Annotated in this window: 16 protein-coding genes and 4 tRNA genes; 4 read left to right on the top strand and 16 right to left on the bottom strand. The window is 60.0% G+C overall.

The annotated features are described in order from the left end of the window. Window positions 1–70: 70 nt before the first annotated feature. The 3 genes from tgt to rpoB form a co-directional block, all read right to left on the bottom strand. Window positions 71–1,186 (bottom strand): tRNA guanosine(34) transglycosylase Tgt, encoded by a 1,116-nt coding sequence (gene tgt, locus T370_RS0113940; RefSeq protein WP_005027889.1) that lies wholly within the window; start codon window positions 1,184–1,186, stop codon window positions 71–73. A gap of 317 nt (window positions 1,187–1,503) precedes the next feature. Then, window positions 1,504–5,667, bottom strand: a complete 4,164-nt coding sequence (rpoC, locus tag T370_RS0113935) for a DNA-directed RNA polymerase subunit beta' (RefSeq protein ID WP_029436064.1) — start codon at window positions 5,665–5,667, stop codon at window positions 1,504–1,506. A 260-nt stretch (window positions 5,668–5,927) separates the two neighbouring features. Then, window positions 5,928–10,091, bottom strand: coding sequence for a DNA-directed RNA polymerase subunit beta (rpoB, locus tag T370_RS0113930; RefSeq protein ID WP_029436063.1), 4,164 nt, complete (start codon window positions 10,089–10,091; stop codon window positions 5,928–5,930). Between the two features lie 625 nt (window positions 10,092–10,716). On the opposite strand from rpoB, the gene T370_RS0113925 reads away from it, so the two are divergent. Continuing rightward, entirely contained in the window at window positions 10,717–11,028 is a 312-nt protein-coding gene (locus tag T370_RS0113925) for a hypothetical protein (protein WP_051643849.1), read from the top strand. A 223-nt stretch (window positions 11,029–11,251) separates the two neighbouring features. After that, entirely contained in the window at window positions 11,252–11,545 is a 294-nt protein-coding gene (locus T370_RS0113920; RefSeq protein ID WP_005027883.1) for a hypothetical protein, read from the top strand. Between the two features lie 385 nt (window positions 11,546–11,930). Here the strand turns inward: T370_RS0113920 and rplL are convergent, their stop codons facing one another. The 13 genes from rplL to T370_RS0113855 form a co-directional block, all read right to left on the bottom strand. Continuing rightward, entirely contained in the window at window positions 11,931–12,311 is a 381-nt protein-coding gene (gene rplL, locus T370_RS0113915; protein ID WP_005027879.1) for a 50S ribosomal protein L7/L12, read from the bottom strand. Window positions 12,312–12,356: 45 nt separating this feature from the next. After that, window positions 12,357–12,875 carry a 50S ribosomal protein L10 gene (gene rplJ / locus T370_RS0113910; RefSeq protein WP_005027878.1) on the bottom strand — a complete coding sequence of 173 codons (519 nt, stop codon included), beginning with the start codon at window positions 12,873–12,875 and terminating at the stop codon, window positions 12,357–12,359. A 183-nt stretch (window positions 12,876–13,058) separates the two neighbouring features. Continuing rightward, the gene (rplA, locus tag T370_RS0113905) at window positions 13,059–13,763 is read right to left on the bottom strand and encodes a 50S ribosomal protein L1 (protein WP_005027877.1); all 705 of its coding nucleotides are present in this window, start codon (window positions 13,761–13,763) and stop codon (window positions 13,059–13,061) included. 90 nt (window positions 13,764–13,853) lie between these two features. After that, window positions 13,854–14,276 (bottom strand): 50S ribosomal protein L11, encoded by a 423-nt coding sequence (rplK, locus tag T370_RS0113900; protein ID WP_005027875.1) that lies wholly within the window; start codon window positions 14,274–14,276, stop codon window positions 13,854–13,856. A gap of 54 nt (window positions 14,277–14,330) precedes the next feature. After that, window positions 14,331–15,020 carry a transcription termination/antitermination protein NusG gene (gene nusG, locus T370_RS0113895; RefSeq protein ID WP_005027874.1) on the bottom strand — a complete coding sequence of 230 codons (690 nt, stop codon included), beginning with the start codon at window positions 15,018–15,020 and terminating at the stop codon, window positions 14,331–14,333. An 11-nt stretch (window positions 15,021–15,031) separates the two neighbouring features. After that, window positions 15,032–15,274, bottom strand: a complete 243-nt coding sequence (gene secE / locus T370_RS0113890; RefSeq protein ID WP_005027873.1) for a preprotein translocase subunit SecE — start codon at window positions 15,272–15,274, stop codon at window positions 15,032–15,034. A gap of 24 nt (window positions 15,275–15,298) precedes the next feature. Then, a tRNA-Trp gene (locus T370_RS0113885) sits at window positions 15,299–15,375 on the bottom strand. Window positions 15,376–15,390: 15 nt separating this feature from the next. Beyond that, window positions 15,391–15,540, bottom strand: coding sequence for a 50S ribosomal protein L33 (rpmG, locus tag T370_RS0113880; RefSeq protein WP_005027871.1), 150 nt, complete (start codon window positions 15,538–15,540; stop codon window positions 15,391–15,393). A gap of 4 nt (window positions 15,541–15,544) precedes the next feature. Then, complete coding sequence (gene tuf, locus T370_RS0113875; protein ID WP_005027869.1) at window positions 15,545–16,738, bottom strand: elongation factor Tu; 1,194 nt, start codon at window positions 16,736–16,738, stop codon at window positions 15,545–15,547. 158 nt (window positions 16,739–16,896) lie between these two features. Then, window positions 16,897–16,972: transfer RNA gene (locus tag T370_RS0113870), tRNA-Gly, on the bottom strand. Window positions 16,973–17,036: 64 nt separating this feature from the next. After that, window positions 17,037–17,122 (bottom strand) — tRNA-Tyr (locus T370_RS0113865). A gap of 108 nt (window positions 17,123–17,230) precedes the next feature. Beyond that, window positions 17,231–17,306 (bottom strand) — tRNA-Thr (locus T370_RS0113860). A 188-nt stretch (window positions 17,307–17,494) separates the two neighbouring features. Further along, window positions 17,495–20,143 carry a M16 family metallopeptidase gene (locus T370_RS0113855; RefSeq protein ID WP_029436060.1) on the bottom strand — a complete coding sequence of 883 codons (2,649 nt, stop codon included), beginning with the start codon at window positions 20,141–20,143 and terminating at the stop codon, window positions 17,495–17,497. A gap of 304 nt (window positions 20,144–20,447) precedes the next feature. Between T370_RS0113855 and thiC the strand changes: the two genes are divergently transcribed. Then, window positions 20,448–21,731 carry a phosphomethylpyrimidine synthase ThiC gene (gene thiC, locus T370_RS0113845; RefSeq protein ID WP_005027866.1) on the top strand — a complete coding sequence of 428 codons (1,284 nt, stop codon included), beginning with the start codon at window positions 20,448–20,450 and terminating at the stop codon, window positions 21,729–21,731. Between the two features lie 75 nt (window positions 21,732–21,806). Then, window positions 21,807–22,010: hypothetical protein (locus tag T370_RS25710; RefSeq protein WP_034506539.1), on the top strand; the 204-nt coding region annotated here is incomplete at its 3' end.

The raw sequence follows: 22,010 nt of genomic DNA, 5'->3' as shown, positions 1-22,010 counted from the left end.
AGTTTGAAGGTGGGAGGGGAAACCTTTCTCCAGAAAGGTTTCCCCTCCCCCCTTCAATCCTTATCTCCCCCTACACATCATATAACTCTTCATACCGCCGCTTGTACTCGGCCCAGCGGCCTTCGCGGATGGCGGCGCGGGCCCCGCGGACGGTGTCGAGGAAGTAGGTCAGGTTGTGGATGGAGTTGAGCCGGAAGGAGAGCAGCTCCTGCGAAACGTACAAATGCCGCAAATAGGCGCGGGAGAACGTGCGGCAGGTGTAGCAGCTGCAGGCGGGATCGAGCGGGCCGTCGTCCTCGGCAAATTCGCGGCGCTTGATGTTGAGCTTGCCGAGCGAGGTGTACAGCGTGCCGTTGCGGGCGTTGCGCGTGGGCAGGACGCAGTCGAACATGTCCACGCCCGCGTCGATGCCTTTGATGATGTCCAGCGGCGTGCCCACGCCCATGAGATAGCGGGGCTTTTCGGAAGGCAGTATGGGAGCCGTATGGTACAGCATCTCCATCATGACGTCCTTGCTTTCGCCTACGGAAAGCCCGCCGATGGCATAGCCCTCGAAGTCGAGATCGATGAGCTGGCGCGCCGACTCCGAACGCAGATCCTTGAACATGCCGCCCTGCACGATGCCGAACAGCAGGTTTCCCGCCGTCCCCTTGGGATAGGCGTCACGGCAGCGTTTGGCCCAGCGGGTGGTCATGGTCAGCGATCGGGCTGTGTAGGTGTGATCCGCCCCGGCGGGCACGCACTCGTCAAGCACCATCATAATGTCCGAATTCAGGTTGCGCTGGATGCTCACCACCTTTTCCGGCGTGAACAGGTGCTTCGAGCCGTCGAGGTGGGAACGGAAGGTGACCCCTTCCTCCTTGATGGTCCGCAGGGTGGAAAGGCTGAAGACCTGAAAGCCGCCGCTGTCCGTGAGGATGGGCTTGTCCCACGCGTTGAAGCCGTGCAGGCCGCCGCGCCGCGCCACGAGTTCGTCGCCGGGCCGCAGGTACAGGTGATAGGTGTTGCCGAGGATGATTTCCGCGCCTATGGCGTTGAGATCGTCGGGAGCGATGGCCTTCACGCTGCCAACCGTGCCGACGGGCATGAAGATGGGCGTGTTTACCGGGCCGTGGGCCGTCTGGAGAACGCCGGTACGGGCCGCGCCGTCCGTGGCGTGTATCTGAAAGGTTCCGGGTGTGTTCATTTCACCAGTTTACAGGCTATGAAGGCAGTTGAAAAGGGCTACATCCGGGATGTGCGCGATCTTCAACCGTACCCCGTATGTGAAGGAAAGGGAGAAAGGGCTTGGTAAGCCGAATGCCTTATCAGAAACATGAAGATACATTCCCGCCGGGCCCTTTTCTCCTTTGGGGATTTCCCCGAGTGGAAAGAGAGAAATCCGTTACGGGCAGAGCAAACAAAAATTCCGCAATCGACTGTGCCGATTGCGGAATTTTTGTTTGAGCCATTTGGCCTCTCGGAGAGAGTGTTCCCCCCGAGGGGCCAAATGTTTTGGCTTTGTCAGTCCAGATCGGCGATGATCGGATTGCCGCTGAGCTCGTCAAGGAAGCGGTCGGGGCGTTCCTTCTGATCCGGGACCGTGATGTCCTGATCCACGTATTCGCGGTAGCCCGTCCCGGCGGGGATAAGGCGGCCGACGATGACGTTTTCCTTAAGGCCGCGCAGGTAGTCCATCTTGCCCTTGAGGGCCGCCTCGGTGAGCACCTTGGTGGTTTCCTGGAAGGAGGCCGCCGAGATGAAGGACGAGGTGGTCAGGGACGCCTGCGTGATGCCGAGGACCAGCGGTTCGGCGGTGGCGGGGGAACGTCCCTCGGCCATGGCCTTCTGGTTTTCGGCCTTGAACTCGGCCTTGTCGACCTGTTCGCCCACGAGGAAGCTCGTTCCGCCCGGCTCGGTGACGGTCACCTTGCGGAGCATCTGGCGCACGATGACTTCGATGTGCTTGTCGTCGATGCCCACGCCCTGGAAGCGGTACACTTCCTGGATTTCGTCCACCAGGTAGGCGGCGAGGTACTTCTCGCCCTTGGTGCGCAGAATGTCGTGCAGCTCGGGGTTGCCTTCGGTCAGCAGGTCGCCGCACTCGACGAAGTCGCCGTCGGACACGGTGATGTGCTTGCCCTTGGGCACCAGGTATTCCTTGGATTCGCCCACTTCCGGCGTGACGATGAGCTTGCGCTTGCCCTTGGCTTCGCCCGCGAAGGAAACGGTGCCCGCGATTTCGGAAACCACGGCCATATCCTTGGGCTTGCGGACTTCGAACAGCTCGGCGACTCGCGGAAGACCACCCACGATGTCGCGGGTCTTGGAGGTTTCACGAGGCTTACGGGCGATGATGTCGCCCGCGAGCACCTGCTCGCCGTCCTTGACCATGATGATCGCGCCGACGGGGAGGCTGTAGACCGCGGGGAGCTGGCCCGCGCCGCGCAGCTTGGGATCGCCGTTTTCATCGCAGACGGAGACGGACGGGCGGAAGCTCGTCGTGCGGTATTCGATGATGGTCATGGACGCCTGGTGCGTGGCTTCGTCCAGCTTTTCCTGATAGGTCTTGCCGTCCACGAGGTCCGTGAACTTGATGAAGCCGTCCACTTCCGAGACGAAGGGTTCGTTGAACGGGTCCCATTCGGCAAGGAGCTGGCCGTTGCTGACGGACTGCCCATCCGTAACGTGCAGGCGCGCGCCGTTGGGGAGCGTGTAGCGCTCCACTTCGCGGCCCTGCTCGTCGATGACGGCGACCTGCCCGCTCTTGCCGAGCACCTGAGCCACACCTTCGCGGTTCCTGATTTCCTTCACGCGGGTGAGGACCACGCGGCCGTCATGCTGCGCCTCGAAGTTCGAACGTTCGATTTCCTTGGACGCCGTACCGCCGATGTGGAAGGTACGCATGGTGAGCTGCGTGCCGGGTTCGCCGATGGACTGTGCCGCGATGATGCCGACCGTCTCGCCGATGTTGACGAGGTGGCGGCGGGCAAGGTCGCGCCCGTAGCACAGCGAGCAGATGCCGCGCTCGGACTGGCAGGTCAGCGCGGAGCGGATCATCACGGAGTTGATGCCCTTGTCGTCCAACGTCTTGGCGACGGGTTCGTCGATCAAAGTGTTTTCGGGGTAGAGCAGGTCGCCCGTTGCGGGATCATACACCGGGTAGAGCAGCACGCGGCCGAGCGCGCGCTCGGACAGCTTCTGCTTGACCTCGCCGCCGTCCTTGATGGCGCGGATTTCGATGCCGTCGACGGTGCCGCAGTCGTGTTCGGAGACGATGACGTCCTGCACCACGTCCACGAGGCGGCGGGTCAGGTAACCGGAGTTCGCCGTCTTGAGGGCGGTGTCCGCGAGACCCTTACGAGCGCCGTGCGTGGAGGTAAAGTACTGGAGCACCGTCAGGCCTTCACGGAAGCTCGCGGTGATCGGGGTTTCGATGATTTCGCCGGAGGGCTTGGCCATCAGGCCGCGCATACCGGCGAGCTGACGCATCTGGTCGGCGTTGCCTCGGGCACCCGAGTTGGACATCATGAAGATCGGGTTGAAGCTGAGGTTGGCCTCCTGCTTGCCGGTCTTCGGGTCGGTCAGGATATCCGTGGAGATTTCCTTGTTCATTTCCGCGGACACGTCCTGCGTGGCCTTGGTCCAAACGTCGACGACCTTGTTGTATTTTTCCGTACGGGTGATGATACCGTCGCGGTACTGGCTTTCGATGTTGTCCACTTCGGCGGAAGCGGCATCAATGATGCGCTTCTTGGAATCGGGGATCAGCATGTCCTTCACGCCGATACTGATGCCGGAGCGGGTCGCGTATTCGTACCCGATGGCCTTGATGCGGTCGCAGAGGATGACGCACGCCTTGACCCCGGCGTCGCGGTAGGCGCTGTCCACCAGCTTGGCAATGTTCTTTTTGGTCAATTCTTTGTTGACGTTCTCGAACTTGATGCCGGCGGGCAGGCCGCGCCACACGAGGATACGGCCGGGCGTGGTGTTGGCGAGCTTGCCGTCTTCCATGCGTACCTTGATGCGGGCGTGCATACTGACCTGATCGGCGTCAAGGGCGGCTTCCACTTCCCACGGGGCGCAGAAGACCATGCCTTCGCCCTTTTCGAAGGAACGTTCCACGGTCATGTAATACAGGCCGAGGACCATGTCCTGGGAAGGCACGATGACGGGCGTTCCGTTGGCGGGCGACAGGATGTTGTTGGTGCTCATCATGAGCACGCGGCATTCGATCTGCGCTTCCACGGAGAGCGGGATGTGTACGGCCATCTGGTCGCCGTCGAAGTCCGCGTTGTAGGCGGAGCAGACGAGCGGGTGCAGCTGGATGGCCTTGCCTTCGACGAGCAGCGGCTCGAAGGCCTGGATGCCGAGGCGGTGCAGCGTAGGGGCGCGGTTCAGCAGAACCGGGTATTCCTTGACCACGTCGGCCAGGATATCCCATACGACCAGCTCTTCGCGCTCCACCATCTTTTTCGCGCTCTTGATGGTGGAGGCATGGCCTCTCTTCTCAAGTTCGGAATAGATGAAGGGCTTGAAAAGCTCGAGCGCCATCTTCTTGGGCAGGCCGCACTGATGGAGTTTCAGGTACGGGCCCACGACGATGACGGAACGGCCGGAGTAGTCGACGCGCTTGCCGAGCAGGTTCTGACGGAAGCGGCCCTGCTTGCCTTTGATCATGTCGGACAAGGACTTCAGGGGGCGTCCGTTGGTGCCGGCGATGGCGCGTCCGCGGCGGCCGTTGTCGAACAGCGCGTCCACGGCTTCCTGCAACATACGCTTTTCGTTACGGATGATGATGTCGGGAGCCCCGAGTTCCATCAGGCGTTTCAAGCGGTTGTTACGGTTGATCACGCGGCGGTACAGGTCGTTCAGGTCGGAGGTGGCGAAACGGCCGCCGTCGAGCGGAACGAGAGGGCGCAGCTCCGGCGGAATGACCGGGATGACTTCGAGGATCATCCATTCGGGGCGGTTGCCGGATTCGAGGAACGCTTCCACGACCTTGAGGCGCTTGGTGAGCTTCTTCTTTTTGGTCTGGGACTTGGTGGTCTGCGATTCTTCGCGCAGGAGCACCTTGATTTCCTCAAGGTTCAGCTCTTCGAGCAGGCCGCGGATGGATTCCGCGCCCATGCCCACGGTAAGGGCGTCCTCGCCGAAATGGTCGATGATCTGGAGGTACTGGTCCTCGGAGATGACCTGCATCTTCTGGAGGTTGGTGCTGCCGGGATCGAGCACGATGTACGAGTCGAAATAGAGCACCTTTTCCAGATCGGCCATGGTCATGTCGAGCAGGGTGCCGATCTTGGAGGGCAGGGTCTTGAGGAACCAGATATGGGCGACGGGCGCGGCCAGTTCGATATGGCCCATGCGTTCGCGGCGCACCTTGGAGGCAATGACTTCAACGCCGCACTTTTCGCAGACGATGCCGCGGTGCTTCATGCGTTTGTACTTGCCGCAGTTGCATTCGTAGTCCTTCACCGGGCCGAAGATCTTCGCGCAGAACAGGCCGTCGCGTTCGGGCTTGAACGTACGGTAGTTGATGGTCTCCGGCTTCTTGACTTCGCCGTAGGACCATTCGCGGATGTTCTCCGGCGAGGCGATGGAAATCTGAATCGCCTTCAGATTGCGGATTTGGCTCGCGTTGGCGTTGGCCGAGCTGCGAACCGAGAAGAGATCGTCAAGACTCATATATATGTACTCCCTTTTGCGGGTCAGGCACCGGAGAGGCAACGGTCCGTAAAGAACCTCCGTCTCCGAACCCTACCCCCATCCCCTCAAAACCGCTGTCTTGAGGGTTGGACGTAATGAAGGGTCTCTTAACTGGGGAGGGCCTCCGCTTTCTTCCTTCTTCCGTTCCGGGGCTGGCCCGGCACAAAGCCTCAGGAGGGAAAGGGGAGGGGTGCGGGGAAGGGCCTTCTTTTGAAGAGGGCCCTTCCCCGCGATGGTATCTATTCGTCAGCCATGTCCTGCTGCTGTTGCAGGTACTGCTGGTGTTCCTCTTCGGCGAAGCCGACGCGCTTGGGCCTCTTCTTGCCTTCCTCCTGATGGAGGGTGACGTTGAGGCCGAGGGACATGAGTTCCTTGACCAGAACGTTGAAGGACTCGGGGAGCCCGGCTTCGAGGAAGTTGTCGCCCTTGACGATCTTCTCGTACATCTTCACGCGTCCCGTCACGTCGTCCGACTTGACGGTGAGGAATTCCTGCAACAGGTAGGAAGCGCCGTAGGCTTCGAGGGCCCACACTTCCATTTCCCCGAGACGCTGGCCGCCGAACTGCGCCTTACCGCCCAGCGGCTGCTGGGTGACGAGGGAGTAGGGGCCGGTGGAACGGGCGTGGATCTTTTCGTCAACGAGGTGGTGCAGCTTGAGATAGTACATGACGCCGGTGGTCACGCGGTTCTCCAGCTTCTCACCGGTGCGCCCGTCATAGAGGACGGACTTGCCGTCGTCGTCGAGGCCGGCGCGGGACAGCCAGTTCCAGATTTCCGATTCTTCGGCACCGTCGAACACCGGGGTGTACGTGATGATGCCGTTGCGCAGCTTCAGGACGGACTTGCGGAATTCCTCGTCGTCCATCCCGTCCACTTCGGCGGCGATTTCCGGCGAAGCGAAGATGTCCTTCACTTCGTCGCGCACGGACTGGAGGGCGGTGCCCTTGTCGACCATTTCCGCGAGCTGGCGGCCCAGTTCGCGGGCGGCCCAGCCGAGGTGCACTTCCATGATCTGGCCGATGTTCATACGGGAAGGCACGCCGAGGGGGTTCAGCACGATGTCCACGGGGCGGCCGTCGGCGAAGAAGGGCATGTCCTCTTCCGGCAGAATGCGGGAGACGACACCCTTGTTCCCGTGACGGCCGGCCATCTTGTCGCCCACGGACAGCTTACGCTTGATGGCGATATGAACCTTGACCATCTTGATCACGCCGGGGGGCAGATCGTCCCCTTCCGTGACCTTTTCGCGCTTGGAGTCGTAGATCGACTTGATGTACTCGATCTGGTGATCGTACTGCACAAGCAGTTCGCCGACGTTTTCGTTGACTTCCTTGCTCTGGAACAGATCGGTCAGCTTCTTGACCGGCAGGGCCATGAGCAGCTCTTCGGTCATGGCGGCACCGGCTTCGGCCAGCACTTCGCCCTTCTTGTCGCCGAGCAGGGTCGTGGCGATCTGCTTGCCGTCGACGATGGGGAGCAGGCGTTCACGCATCCGGCGCGTGATGGCGCGGATGTGATCCTGTTCCTTGGCGTCGAGGCGGCTGATTTCGTAGTCCTCGATGTTCCTGGTGCGCTCGTCCTTTTCGCCGGAGCGACGGTTGAACACCTTCACATCGATGACCGTGCCTTCAACTCCCGGCGGGACCTTGAGGGACGTGTTCTTCACGTCGCGGGCCTTGTCGCCGAAGATGGCGCGCAGGAGCTTTTCTTCCGGGGTGAGCTGCGTTTCGCCCTTGGGCGTGATCTTGCCGACGAGGATGTCCTCGGGCTTCACGGGCGCGCCGATGCGGATGATGCCGCTCTCGTCGAGGTTGCGCAGCATTTCTTCGCCCACGTTGGGAATATCGCGGGTGATTTCTTCCGGTCCGAGCTTGGTGTCGCGGGCCACGACTTCGAACTCTTCGATGTGGACGGAGGTGTAGATGTCTTCCTTCACCACGCGTTCGGAGATGAGCACGGAGTCTTCGTAGTTGTAGCCGCACCAGGGCATGAAGGCGATGAGCATGTTCTTGCCGAGCGCGAGGCCGCCGTCATGGATGGCGGGGCCGTCGGCGAGCACGTCGCCCTTCTTCACGATCTGGCCGGGCACGCAGGAAGGCACCTGGCCGAAGCAGGAGTTCTGGTTGGACTTGTGGAACTTCAGCAGATCGTAGGCGCGCACGCCGCCCATGTTGGGGTACAGCGCGGGATCGTCGTAGGCCACGATGATGCGGTTGGCGTCGGCATAGTGGACCACGCCGGAGCTTTCCGCGAGGATGCACGCGCCGGAGTCGCGGGCCACATCCACTTCCATGCCGGTGCCCACAAGGGGGCGCTCGGAACGGAGCAGGGGCACGGCCTGACGCTGCATGTTCGAACCCATGAGCGCGCGGTTGGCGTCGTCGTGTTCGAGGAACGGGATCAGCGCCGCGGAGATGGACACCATCTGGCTCGGGGAAATGTCCATGAGGGTGATTTCCTCACGGGCGGCCATGAGCACGTCGTCGCCCACACGGGCGGTGACGTAGTCGTCCACGAGACGGCGGTCGGCGTCGACGGCGGCGTTGGCCTGCGCGATGACGTGGCCCGTTTCGCGGGAAGCGTCGAGGTGCACGAACTCGTCGGTCATGTAGCCGTCGCGGATGACGCGGTACGGCGTCTCGATGAAGCCGTAGTCGTTCACCTTGGCGTAGGTCGTCAGGGAAACGATCAGACCGATGTTCGGGCCTTCAGGCGTTTCGATGGGGCAGATACGGCCATAGTGCGACACATGGACGTCCCGGACTTCGAACCCGGCGCGTTCGCGGGTCAGACCGCCGGGGCCCAGAGCGGAAAGACGGCGCTTGTGCGTGACTTCCGAGAGGGAGTTGGTCTGGTCCATGAACTGCGACAGCTGCGAGGTGCCGAAGAATTCCTTGAGCACGGCGGCCACGGGCTTCGGATTGATCAGGTCGTGGGGCATGAGCGTAGCCACTTCCTGAATGCTCATCCGCTCCTTGATGGCGCGTTCCATGCGCACGAGGCCGATGCGGTACTGGTTTTCCACCAGTTCGCCCACGAGGCGCACGCGGCGGTTGCCGAGGTGGTCGATGTCGTCGGCGGGGCCGTGGCTGTCCTTCAGCTGGACAAGCACCTTGATGGCGTCGAGGATGTCGTCGTCGGCAAGGGTGCGCAGATCGGCGTGATCGGTCTTGTTCAGGCGCTGGTTGAGCTTGTAGCGGCCCACGGGTGACAGGTCGTAGTAGTCGCCGTTGCGGAACAGGTTGTCGAAGAACGACGCGGCGATTTCCGGGGTCGGCGGGGAGCTCGGGCGCAGGCGGCGATAGATTTCTTCCTGCGCCTTTTCCATGGTGGGCGTCTTGTCCTGCACCAGGGTATCGCGGATGGAGGAAGAGGTATCGGTACCGCGGGTATGCAGCGCTGAAATGGTCGTGATCCCGGCTTCGCGGCACGCGTCGAAGAGGCCGGCGGTGATTTCGTCGGCGGCTTCGGCGAGGATTTCACCGGTGGCGTTGTCGACCAGATCTTCGGCAAGGAACAGGCCGAGGGGCGTTTCGGGGGCCACTTCGATCTTTTCGACGCCAGCGGCTTCCATCTGGCGCCACGCGCGCTTGGTGATGGGCTTGCCGGCCTTCACCAGCACGTTGCCTTCCTTGTCGACGATGTCGGCAAAGGCGGCTTCCTTGCGGTGCAGCTCGGGATTGAAGTGCCAGGAGACGCGGCCGTCGTCCTCAAGCTCGTAGATTTCTTTCTTGTAGAAGCAGTCCAGGATTTCGGTCTTGCTCATGCCCATGGCTTTGAGCAGGATCGTGGCGGGCATCTTACGGCGGCGGTCGATGCGCACGTAGAGGATGTCCTTGTGGTCGAAGTCAAAGTCGAGCCACGAACCGCGCATGGGGATGACGCGGCAGGAGTAGAGCACCTTGCGGCTGGTATGCGTCTTGCCGCCGTCGTGCTCGAAGATGATGCCGGGGGAACGTTGCAACTGGTTGACGATGACGCGCTCGGTCCCGTTGATGATGAAGGTTCCCTTTTCGGTCATCAGTGGCAGGGTGCCGAAATAGATGTCCTGTTCCTTGATATCGCGGACAGTACGCGCCTCGGTCTCGTCGTCGACATCATAGACGACAAGGCGGACCTTGATGCGTACCGGGGATTCGTAGGTAAGACCCTTGGAGATGCATTCCGCCTGATCGTACTTGGGCTCGCCGACTTCGTAGCTGACGAATTCGAGGCTGGCGGTACGGTTGAAGTCTTCGATTGGGAAGACAGAACGGAAGACCCCTTCCAGACCTTCATCAGGGAGACGTTCCGTACGTCCCTCCTGCATGAACTTCCGGTAGGAGTCCACCTGCAGGTTGAGCAGGTGGGGAATCTCCACCTCAACCTTGATCTTGCCAAATTGTTTGGTAAGCTGACCCATCATTTCACCTCTGAGAAGGTTGGTCGGCAAAAGCCGGAACGTGCTCGGGTTGCGCGCTCTCGGAATCAATCATGTATAAAAAACGCAACAAGGTCGACAACATAGTTACCCTCCAGAAGATCCGGAGGGCTGTTGTCGACTGATGATACCCGTGTTAGTTCAAAAAATTGGAACAGATACCACCTCTGGTTCGTGTCGCGTGAATTCGAAAAGATAAGAAGGAATCGTCATAAAGGCAAGCTTTTTTTCCTCACAAAGCGAAAAATCTTCATTTGGGGCATGGTTTTTGAATAGTGGAAAGGCTGTGAGCCCGGGGAAAGGGAGAAGGGGGATTCCTTGCCGGGAGTCCGTCCCTCCCTTTCTTCAAGGCTTCTCCGTTCATCCTGTAAGGACTTTGAAACGGACGACGGGCCGCTTCCGTCCGACGACTGAGTCCCTAAAAGCGGCATACCGCACCTCCCCTCAGCTTTGCCAAGAGAGGACTTTCGCCATAGAAGGAAAGAGAACCTTGGTATATGTGCGGGGGCGCTTGGCGTGGGGCGCCAAGATGTGAACGGGAGATACCGGACAGGAAGCTTTCTTTCCTTTTTTCCTCGAATGTTCTGGAACGACCAGAGAGGTGCGCATGGACGGTCAGTTTATCGTTTTTTTTCTTGCCCTGGGCGTGCCGCTTGTTTTCGGAGCCTGTATCGGCGCCGCATTCAGAGGACGTTTCGGCAGGGGATTGGGGCTCGTCACTCTTGCGCTCGGGCTTGCCGGTCTGCTCTACGGCGCTTTGACCTTCACGACATACCGTGACGGCTACGGGCTGTTCGCTTGGGTGCTGCAGATACTGATGACCGGGGGCGTTTTCTGTTTTGGCGGTGCGTGCTGGCTGGCGGCGCGCCGGAAGAGGCAGGGAGTGGAAAAAACGCCGTGGGACTGGCGGCAACGCTGAACAGCCCGCAGGTTGCTCTTTGTTTTCCCGACCTCCGCAACTCTCCCCATGAGCTTTGAGGTGTGTTTTCTTGTACTCCCTTTTCCGGAATGGCTGTGTCTGGACAGCCATTGTCCCCTTGCCCTGTTTCCCTGAGTTCGCCTCCACTCTCTTGCGGTACGGCGGTCCCACTCCGTAAAGGAAGAACGAGGCTCCTCGCTTCATCTTTCACCGGGAGGTACGCGTGGACAGTGTTTTCGGCATCTTTTTTGGGGCCTTGGCCATCATCGCTTTTGGGGCCTGTATCGGTGCCGGGCTCAGAGGGAGGCCCGGGAGGCTGTTTGGCCTGGCCATCCTGAAAATCGGGCTTGCCTGCCTCTTCGTTCTGTTGCTGTTCGTGGACAGTTTTCCCCACAATGAAATCATCTTGTGGCTGGTGCTGATGCTTATGGCCGGTGCCCTCATCTGTTTCGGCGGCGCGTGCTGGCTGGCAGCGCGTTCTATGGGGAAGGATGATGAGCCGCCGGGGCAGGATTGACGGTAACGCTGAGGCCCGCCTTTCCCCTTTGTTTTCCCGGCCTTTCTCCCATATCCCTTTGAGGCGTGCGCGTCCCGGATTCCCTTCTTTTCCCTTTCCGGCAGGAGGGGAGGCCGGGCGTCGGCTATCGGCTGGATATCCCGCTTTTCTCCAATGACTCTAGGCAATTTCTCTTTCTGATGCGCTCCGGAATCACCGATACCCTCCTTTGGGAGCCGGAAACGTTGCGGACAGGGATTCGATGGGGCGAAAGCCTAGAAAGAATGGAGAATTGGAGGGTGAGGGTGAAGCCTCTCTTCTGAAAGGTTCTCCTTCCAATTCGTGCAATAAAAAAAGCGGCGCGGGGAAAACCCGCACCGCCTTTGAAAGCGCGTATAAAGTGAACTTACTTCACTTCAACTTCAGCGCCGGCTTCAACCAGCTGCTTCTTGGCTTCTTCGGCTTCTTCCTTGGACACGGCTTCCTTCAGGGTGGAGGGAGCGCCGTCAACCTTGTCCTTGGCTTCCTTCAGGCCGAGGCCGGTCAGAGCGCGGACAACCTTGATGACGCCGATCTTGTTGGCGCCGGCGGACTTCAGGATGACGTCGAATTCGGTCTTTTCTTCAGCGGGAGCAGCGGCTTCAGCGGGAGCGGCCACCATCATGGCAGCGGCGGGAGCGGCAGCGGACACGCCGAACTTTTCTTCGAGTTCCTTGATGAATTCGGAGAGTTCGAGCACGGTCATGTTAGCGATAAATTCAACAACTTCTTCTTTGGTAACGGCCATGGGATTGCTCCTTTGAGACTTTGGCTTGGGTGTTTAACGGGTTGCCTAGGCAGCCTTTTTCTCTTCGATCGCCTTGAGGGCGTACATAAGAGGACGAACCATGTTGGCGAACAGGGAGACGAAATTGGTAGGCACGGCGTTCATGGTGCCGAGGACCTGACCAAGGAGTTCCTGCTTTCCGGGCAGCTTGGCGAGAGCGTCCACCTGGGCGGCGGAGAGCATCTTGCCTTCGAGGCTGGCGTGGCGAACAGTAAACAGCTTGCTGGTCTTGGCAAATTCGGAAACCGCCTTGGCGACCGCCACCGGATCCTGAGAGGTCAGGGCGATGCCGCAGTTTTCCTTGAACATGTCCTTAACGGAATCATGCATACCATCGGTGAGGGCGATGCGGGCCAACGTGTTCTTGACGACGAGATACTCGCCGCCGCACTCATAGAGTTTCGCACGGAGCCGCGTCAGCTCTTCCACCGTCATCCCCTTGAAATCTGTCACTACCACAAAAGAGGCAGCGTCGGCTTTCGCCTTAATCTGCGCAATCAGGGCAGCTTTTTCAGATCTATTCACGTGAATCTCCTTCACGTTAGGGGTTGCTCGAAGATTCGTTCAAAATCTTCGCAGTGGAAAGCCGAGCCAAAGAAAGCGTCTGAGCAGGCATGATTGAGGGTTTCCCCGCCTGCCGTCTTCGACTCGAATTCCCAATCCATTGCCAAAAACGGTCCTAGCGGACCGTTTTTGTTCTCAAAGGGGTTAGCCTTCGATGAACTTTTTGATCAAGGTCATGTCCACCTTAAAGCCGGGGCCCATCGTGGTGGAGACAGCCATGTTCTTCATATAGGTGCCCTTGGCCGCGGAAGGCTTCAGGCGGTTCACGGTCTCGACGAGAGCCTTGAGATTGCCAAGGATCTTTTCGGGACCGAAGGAAACCTTGCCGAGGGGGGCGTGGAGCACGCCAGCCTTGTCGACCTTGAAGTCGACACGCCCGGCCTTGAGTTCCTTAACGGCAGTGGCGACGTCGAAGGTCACAGTGCCGGTCTTGGCATTGGGCATCAAACCGCGGGGGCCGAGCACACGACCGACCTGGCCGACGAGGGCCATGACATCGGGAGTGGCGACGGCGGCGTCGAATTCCAGCCAGCCTTCCTTGATCTTCGCGACGAGCTCTTCCGCACCGGCGATGTCGGCGCCGGCAGCGCGAGCTTCGGCTTCCTTTTCGCCCTTACAGAACACGGCCACGCGAACGGTCTTGCCCAGGCCATGAGGCAGGGAGACGGCGCCACGGACCATCTGGTCGGAATATTTGGGGTCAACGCCGAGGCCGATGGCCACGTCCACAGTTTCGTCAAACTTGGCGAAAGAGGCACCGAGGGACTTCTCCACGGCTTCTTCTACAGAGAAGCGCTGGGAGAGGTCGAGGCCTTCTACCGCCTTACGATATTTTTTCCCGAAGGGCATTGCTCTATCCTTTCAAAAGCTGGTCTTCCAACATCTCCTGCCGAATCCTTGATGCAAGGAAGGGCAGTACGACTGACGCGGTGGAGATCCTTACTTGATCTCGATGCCCATGCTGCGGGCGGTACCCATGATGGACTTGACGGCGGCTTCCATGCCGTTGGCGTTGAGATCGGGGAGCTTCAGCTTGGCGATCTCTTCAACCTGCTGCATCGTGATGCTGCCCACCTTGGTACGGTTGGGTTCGCCCGAACCCTTTTCCACCTTGGCCGCCTTCATTACCAGCACGGCGGCCGGCGGGGTCTTGGTGATAAAGGTGAAGGAACGGTCAGCATAAGCGGTGATGACCACGGGAATGATCATGCCCTTCTGTTCCATGGTGCGGGCGTTGAACTCCTTGCAGAACTGCATGATGTTCAGGCCGTGCTGACCGAGGGCGGGACCTACCGGCGGCGAAGGGTTCGCAGCGCCAGCGGGAATCTGCAACTTGATTTTGGCAACTTCTTTCTTGGCCATTGTCTTTCAACCTCTATTAATACGGCACATGGGGCCGCAGACTGCAAGCAATCGTTATCCCTTGGAGACCTGGATGAAATCCAGTTCCACGGGAGTCTGTCTGCCGAAGATGGACACGGACACCCGAAGCTTGCCCTTGTCGTAGTTCACGTCTTCAACAACGCCGTTGAAGCCGCCGAAAGGCCCGTCGATGACGCGCACGTCGTCGCCCCGCTCGAAGCTGAACTTGGGACGGGGTTGTTCCTGGCGGGTTTCCATGAGGGAAAGGATGCGGGCCGCTTCCTCGTCCTTCATGGGAGCGGGACGGTTTTTGCCGCCCACAAATCCCGTCACCTTGGGAATGCTCTGCACGAGGTGCCATGAAAAATCGGTCATGGTCATGCGGAGCATGATGTAACCGGGATAAAACTTACGCGTGGTGGTACGCTTGGCACCGCCTTTGCCCAGTTCGATGACCTTTTCGGTCGGAACCACAACCTCATGGATGAGGCCGTTGTCCTGGGCGTTGCGCATCATTTCCTTGATGGTGGCCTCTACGCGCTGTTCAAAGCCGGAGTAGGTGTGCACGATGTACCAGCGGGATTTCCCGGTATCCTGGTTCCCCGCGCTCAACTCGGTCTGAACTGTGGACGCCGCCAAAATGTCCTGCGCAGTCAATTCTGACTGCGCGGGTTTTGCTTCTGCTTGGGACTGTTGGGCAGATGATTCGACCGCCCCTGAGGACGCATTGTTTTCTTCGATCATGGGCTTCTCCATTAAGCAGCGAGAATGAAGGAGATGAGTTTGGAGAGCCCGAGATCCACAACGCCGAGGAAGATCGCCATGACAACGACGAAGGCCAACACCACCAGACTGGTCGTACGGGTTTCCTTGACCGTGGGCCAGGTCACCTTGCGAAGCTCAGTCTTGGACAGCTCAAGATAGTTCCTGAACGCTTTCGCCTTGGCAACGATGCCTTCGGATTTTTCTTCTTGTGCTGTCGTCGGTTTCTTGGTCATGATACGTTCCTGCAGAAATGAAAATGGCAGGGCAGGAGGGATTCGAACCCCCAACATGCGGTTTTGGAGACCGCCGCTCTAGCCGTTAGAGCTACTGCCCTGCGTTTATGAAGTCACTACCGGGTTTCGCGGTGAACCGTGTGGGTTCTGCACCAGGGGCAGAACTTTTTCAGTTCGACACGACCGGTCGTGTTCTTCTTGTTCTTGACCGTGGCGTAATTGCGGCGCTTGCATTCGGTGCAAGCGAGCAGGATGTTGACGCGCATGGCTTTACTCCACGATTTCCGTCACAACACCAGCGCCGACGGTACGACCACCTTCGCGGATAGCGAAGCGGAGGCCCTTTTCCATGGCGATGGGGTGAATGAGCTCGACATTAAAGGTAGCGTTATCGCCGGGCATAACCATTTCAACGCCTTCTTCAAGAGCGATGATACCGGTGATGTCGGTGGTACGGAAGTAGAACTGAGGACGATAGCCGGTGAAGAACGGGGTATGGCGGCCGCCTTCTTCCTTGGACAGAACGTACACTTCAGCCTTGAACTTCTTGTGGGGCGTGATGCTCTTGGGAGCGGCGAGAACCTGGCCGCGTTCCACTTCGTCACGCTTCGTGCCGCGGAGCAGAGCGCCGATGTTGTCGCCGGCCTGGCCCTGATCGAGCAGCTTGCGGAACATTTCGACGCCGGTGCAGGTCGTCTTCACGGTGGGACGGATACCCACGATTTCGACTTCTTCGCCGACCTTGATGATGCCACGTTCCACACGACCGGTGACCACGGTACCGCGGCCGGAGATGGAGAACACGTCTTCGATGGGCATCAGGAAGGGCTTGTCGGTTTCGCGGACCGGATCCGGGAAGTAGCTGTCGCAAGCGGCGAGCAGTTCGAGCACGCACTGGGCGTCAGGGGAATCAGCGCTATCGGATTCCAGAGCCTTCAGAGCGGAACCGCGGACAACCGGGATTTCATCGCCGGGGTAGCCGTAGGAGCTCAGCAGTTCGCGGACTTCCATTTCGACGAGTTCGAGCAGTTCGGGGTCGTCGACGAGGTCACACTTGTTCATGAACACGACGAGGTGAGGCACGCCGACCTGACGGGCGAGCAGGATGTGCTCACGGGTCTGGGGCATGGGACCGTCGGTGGCGGCAACCACGATGATCGCGCCGTCCATCTGAGCGGCACCGGTGATCATGTTCTTGATGTAGTCGGCGTGGCCGGGGCAGTCCACGTGAGCGTAGTGACGGTTGTCGGTTTCGTATTCGACGTGGGCGGTGGAAATGGTGATACCACGTTCCTTTTCTTCCGGAGCCTTGTCGATTTCGTCGTACGCGATGAACTTACCGCCCTGCTTCATAGCAGCGACTTTGGTGATGGCGGCAGTCAGAGTGGTCTTGCCGTGGTCGATGTGACCGACAGTACCAATGTTCATATGAGGCTTGGTACGCGTAAATTTTTCCTTACCCATGACGGTCTCCCTTCTTGGTTGCAGAAGATAACGGATTTTTATGGGACAGAGCCTGTGGCGTCACAAGACCATCCATCACTAGCCATCAATCTGGCAGCGCTCTGGCATCCCGATACGTTAGGCACGGCGAAATGGGGGAGGTGAGGAAGAGGCAGGTGTGGAGCGGGAAACGAGACTCGAACTCGCAACCCTCAGCTTGGAAGGCTGATGCTCTAGCCATTGAGCTATTCCCGCCTGTATGCCGTAGTCCCCTGACAGTTTTTACCTGTCTCCTACAGCCGTGTCAGCTTTTTTCATCTGGTGGAGGGGGGAGGATTTGAACCTCCGAAGTCTCACGACGACAGATTTACAGTCTGTTCCCTTTGGCCACTCGGGAACCCCTCCACTTTAGGAAGACAAAAACAGGGCCATTGCAATCTGTTTTTGTCGATGCGCGCGGAATCGCTTCCGCTTGTGCTCCAACCGGCGAACCGGAAGCCTTATGGCTTTTGCTGGAGCTGGTGATGGGACTCGAACCCGCAACCTGCTGATTACAAATCAGCTGCTCTGCCAGTTGAGCTACACCAGCAACAGGGACTAGCTCTTACACAATCCATTTGGGTTTGGCAAGCAAAAAAACGTCCCTGCCGCAAAATAATCGGAAAACGGGCTTTGGCCTGTCTGCCGTTATCTAGGCAACCCCACAAATCCGACCAGCGGATTCGGGTGCGGGGCCGTTTCCGAACCCGCGACCGAATCTATAGGGTGCTTTGAGAATTAAGGCAAGACTTTTATCGTGTATGCCGAGTCGACATCCAGGTACTTTTTGACGATTTCCCTGAGTTGTTCAGGAGTTACGTTTTTACTCTTTTCTATTTGATCCTTGGTGAAGGAGAGCGGATAGCCTTCCATCGTCAGGGCCGCGGCTTCGCCCGAACGGCTGCCGAGGCTTTGCATGTTCCGGTAGTAGTCGCCTTCGAGCTGGTTCTTGCCCCGGTTAACATCCTCTTCCGACAGGAGATTTTGATGCAGGTTATTGATGATCCGCTTGAATCCCTCTTCCGCCTGCGCCATTTTGCCGGGTTCGGTCCCGATGTAGAAGACCATATACCCGTTTTCCGAGGTCTGGCGGTTGAAGGCGGTCACGGTGTAGCCGAGGCCCTGCTTGTCGCGCAGATCACGGAAAAGGGGGCCGCCCATGCCGCCGAGCGACGTTTCGAGCAGATCCAGCGCGGGCGTATCCGGGCTGGTATCGGGCGCGGTCTTGAAGATCAGCATGAGGTGGGCCTGATTGCGCCCCGGCATGGGGATGTCGAGTTCCGGCCTCGTGCCCCACGCGGGGACGGGCACGTCCACTTTCCTCTGATCGGGAGCGGGCAGGCTCTTGGCGAACGCCAATATCTGATCGCGGTCGAAATCGCCCGACACGGCGAGCACCCACGGGCGGGCCTTCTGGCGGTTCCAGAAGCTGCGGAGCTGGGCCTCATCGTATTTCTGCACGTTTTCCGGCTCTCCGAGCTGGAGGTAGCCGTACACGCTGCCGGGGAAGAGGAAGGGCGGCAGCTTCCTGAAGGCGAGCCCGAGGGGCTGGTCTTCGCGGGACTTGATGGCCGCGAGCTGATCCTTGATGCCGCGGGCGGTTTCGTCCTTGCTGAACGCGGGGGCCGTGACCACCTCGCCGAGCAGATCGAACAGATCCTTGTTGAAACGGGCGGGCGTGGTGAGGTTTACGGAGAAGGTCTTGCGCCCGGCCGAAGCCGCAAGCCCCGCCGCGCGATCGGCAAGGAACGCCTGCATTTCGGTAGCGCTGCGCTTCGCCGTGCCCTTGGTCAGCACGTTGGAGACGAGCGCTGAGAGGCCCTGTTCGGAAGGCTTCAGCAACGCGTCGCCGCCGGAATAGGTCAGGTTCGCGGAAACGTAGGGCAGGGTCTTGTCCGGGATGAGCACCACGGTACGGCCTTTGCCGAGATCGATGACCTCGGTCTTGCCGGCTTCCGCCGTCTTCGCTGCGGAAGCCTTGGCCCCGGACTTCCATTCCTTGTCGAGGATGGCCTGCATGTCCGGCATCTTGGCGTCCTTGGGCGGCAGGACCACGGTGGTCAGGCGATCGGGCTGCACCCACGCCGCCAGCACTTGCTTGAGCATACCGTTGTCCACGTTGCGGAGCGCCTCAATGGCGTTCCGTTCGCCCTGATCGCCGCCCATGAAGAACTGGAAGTAGCCGATCTTGGAGGCAAGGCCGGACAGCGTTTCCTTGGAGCGGTACAGATCGTCTTCAAGGTTCAGCTTGGCGCGTTCCAATTGCTCCGGAGTGAACGTTGAAGCGTCCAGCGCGGCGAAATCCTTGGTGAGCGAGGTCCAGAACGGCTCCACCTTGTCCGCGTCAAGCTCCGCCGTGACCACGAACGCGCCGATGCGCTCGAAGCCCACATTGGAGACGCTGATGCTGTCCACAAGCTGGCGTTCGTATTTATAGGTTTTGTAGAACAGGCTGGTGCGGTCGCCGCCGAGCAGATAGGCCAGCACGTCCAGCGTGGCGGACTGGTAGCTCGACGAACCGGGGACGGGCAGGGCCGCGGCCAGATAGACTTTGTTCCACGGGCCGGGCTGTACTACCAGCGCGGGCTTGCTGCCCGGCAGGGGGAGGCGGTCGGCCTCGTAGGGCATGACTTCCTTGAGCGGGGCGGTATTCTTATAGGGCGCGAACATTTTTTCCGCTTCGGCGAGCACTTCGGCGGGATCGACGTTGCCCACGACCACGAGCAGCATGTTCTGCGGCTGGTAGTACTTGGTGATATAATCGCGCAGGTTTTGCGTGGTCAGGGCGCGGATGGTCTTCTCATAGCCGATGATGGGGCGATCGTACGGGGTGCCCTTCAGCGTATCCGCCAACAGGGTTTTGAACATCCGGCTGCCCGGATCGTCCTCGCCGCGCTGGAGTTCCGCGACGATGACGTTCTTTTCGGATTCCAGTTCCTGCGGATCGAGCGTGGGGTGGAAGGCCATGTCGCGGACTACGTCCATGCCGAGCTTCCAGTGGCGGTCGGGCATGTCGGTGATGTATACCGTATAGTCATAGCTCGTGGCCGCGTTCAGATAGCCGCCCGCGGATTCCACTTCCTGGCTGATGGCGCTTTTGGGGCGGCTGTCCGTGCCCTTGAACACCATATGTTCGAGCACGTGGCTGATGCCCGCCTCATCCGGCGTTTCATACGAGGAACCGGCGTGCACGTAGAGGCGGGTGGAGACGAGGGGGAAGCGGGTATCCTTCAGGATGAGCACGGACAAACCGTTGGGCAATTTAGTGACCTGCTCCTCTTTCCCGGAAAGCGGATCGGGGATGACCGGGACGATATCGGAAGCCCCGGATGACGGCGAAGGGGCGGCGATCGCAGCCCCGGCCGCGACTCCCAGGAAGAGGCTCATGAGGGCTCCTGTCAGCAGTTTTGAGAATGAAGGCATGGGGAAACTCCTTTCCGGCACGCCGCGGACGGCGCTCCGCGCTTGCCCCAGAGGGGCGCAGCGCGTTCCGGATTGCTTGCATTTCTCCAAAAAGTAAAGCCGGACGCCTGAGAAGGCAAGGCCGCACACCAGCGCAGAATGATTTATCATACGCGTTGAACGCTTGCGGAGTTCGGTTTCCTGCGGCACAATGGCCGGGTAGCGGAAGCCGTACCCCTTAGCTGCCGGAGAGCTCTTCTGCCCCGGCAAATTCAATGAGGAGTCTTTAGTGTCCATCATCACTCAAAATGCGGCCCTTCAGGGCCTGCTCGCCGCGCATTTGCCCGCGCTGGCCGAGTACGAGGGATTGACGCCGGAAGCCATCACTTCGGCCATCGAAGCCGGGACCATGGTCCTGCTCGGCAACCCCAATCACGCCAACGTCAAGCCCATTCTCGTCGGGCAGCCGAGCCGGGTGAAGGTCAACGCCAACATCGGGACCTCGCCTTTCCAGAATCACCCCGGCTGCGAAATGCGCAAGCTTGAAGTCGCACAGGAGGCCGGAGCCGATACCGTCATGGATCTGTCCATTGCTGGCGATCTCGTGGCGATCCGCAAGGATATGCTCTCGCGCACGCCGCTGCCACTCGGCACGGTGCCGCTGTACTCGGTGGCGCAGCGCTACATCGACAAGGATCGCGATCCCGCCGACATCGATCCCGAAGAACTGTTCGCCGAAGTCGAAATGCAGGCGGAGCAGGGCGTGGACTTCATGACCCTGCATTGCGGCCTGACCCGGCGCGGGGCCGAATGGGCCGCACGCGGCGAGCGAGCCCTTGGCATCGTGTCGCGCGGCGGTTCGATCCTCGCCCGCTGGATGCTCAAGAACGACAAGGAAAACCCGCTGCTGACAGGGTATGACCGCCTGCTCGAACTGGCCCGCAAGTACAACGTGACCCTGTCGCTCGGCGACGGCCTGCGCCCCGGCGCGGGATGCGACGCGGGCGACGCCGCCCAGTGGGAAGAAGTCATGACCCTCGGCGCGCTTGCCAAGCGCGGCCTCGAATACGGCGTGCAGTGCATGATCGAAGGCCCCGGCCATGTGCCTATGAACGAAGTCGAGGCGCAGATCATCAGCATCAAAAAGATGACCCACGGCGCGCCGCTCTACGTGCTCGGACCCCTGACCATCGACTCCTCGCCGGGGTATGACCACATCGCCGGAGCCATCGGCGGAGCCATGGCCGTACGCGTGGGCGTCGACTTCCTGTGCTACCTGACGCCCGCCGAGCATCTGACCCTGCCCGATATGGACGACGTGCGGCAGGGCATCATGGCTTCCCGCGTGGCCGCGCAGGCCGGGGAAGTGGCACTTGGCCGCCCCCATGCGCTCGCCCGCGAAGCCAAGATGGCGAAGGCCCGCATGGCCCTTGACTGGCCCGCCATGCGCGAAGCCGCCATCGACCCCGCTATCCTCGACAAGCGCCGCGAACCCCACAAACATGAGGAAGCGTGCGCCATGTGCGGCAACTTCTGCGCAGTGAAAATGCTTCGGGACGCCAAGCAAATGTAAGTTCACCGGGGGAGGGCGTCTTTTTTTGAAGCCTTCTCCTGAACGTCCTTTAGCCTTTGTGAAAAGGGAGGGAACATGTTTCCTCCCTTTTTCAATGCCACCAGCACGGCTCGCGCTCTTTCCCTTCTCCTGCATTTCCTGAAGCAGATTTTTTCAGGGCCCCACTTTCAAGACATTGCCTATCAGCCAAAAGCGGCAAGCTGTTCCGCCGCAGGGAAAGCTGCAAAGAGGGATTCGATAAGGGGGAAAGTCTTTGAAGGGGGTGGGGGAGGTTTGGAG

The organism is Bilophila wadsworthia ATCC 49260 (assembly GCF_000701705.1).
GTDB classification, from domain to species: Bacteria; Desulfobacterota; Desulfovibrionia; order Desulfovibrionales; family Desulfovibrionaceae; genus Bilophila; species Bilophila wadsworthia.
Note: the sequence above shows the minus strand (reverse complement) of the source record. Positions and strands in the feature narration are given on the sequence as shown.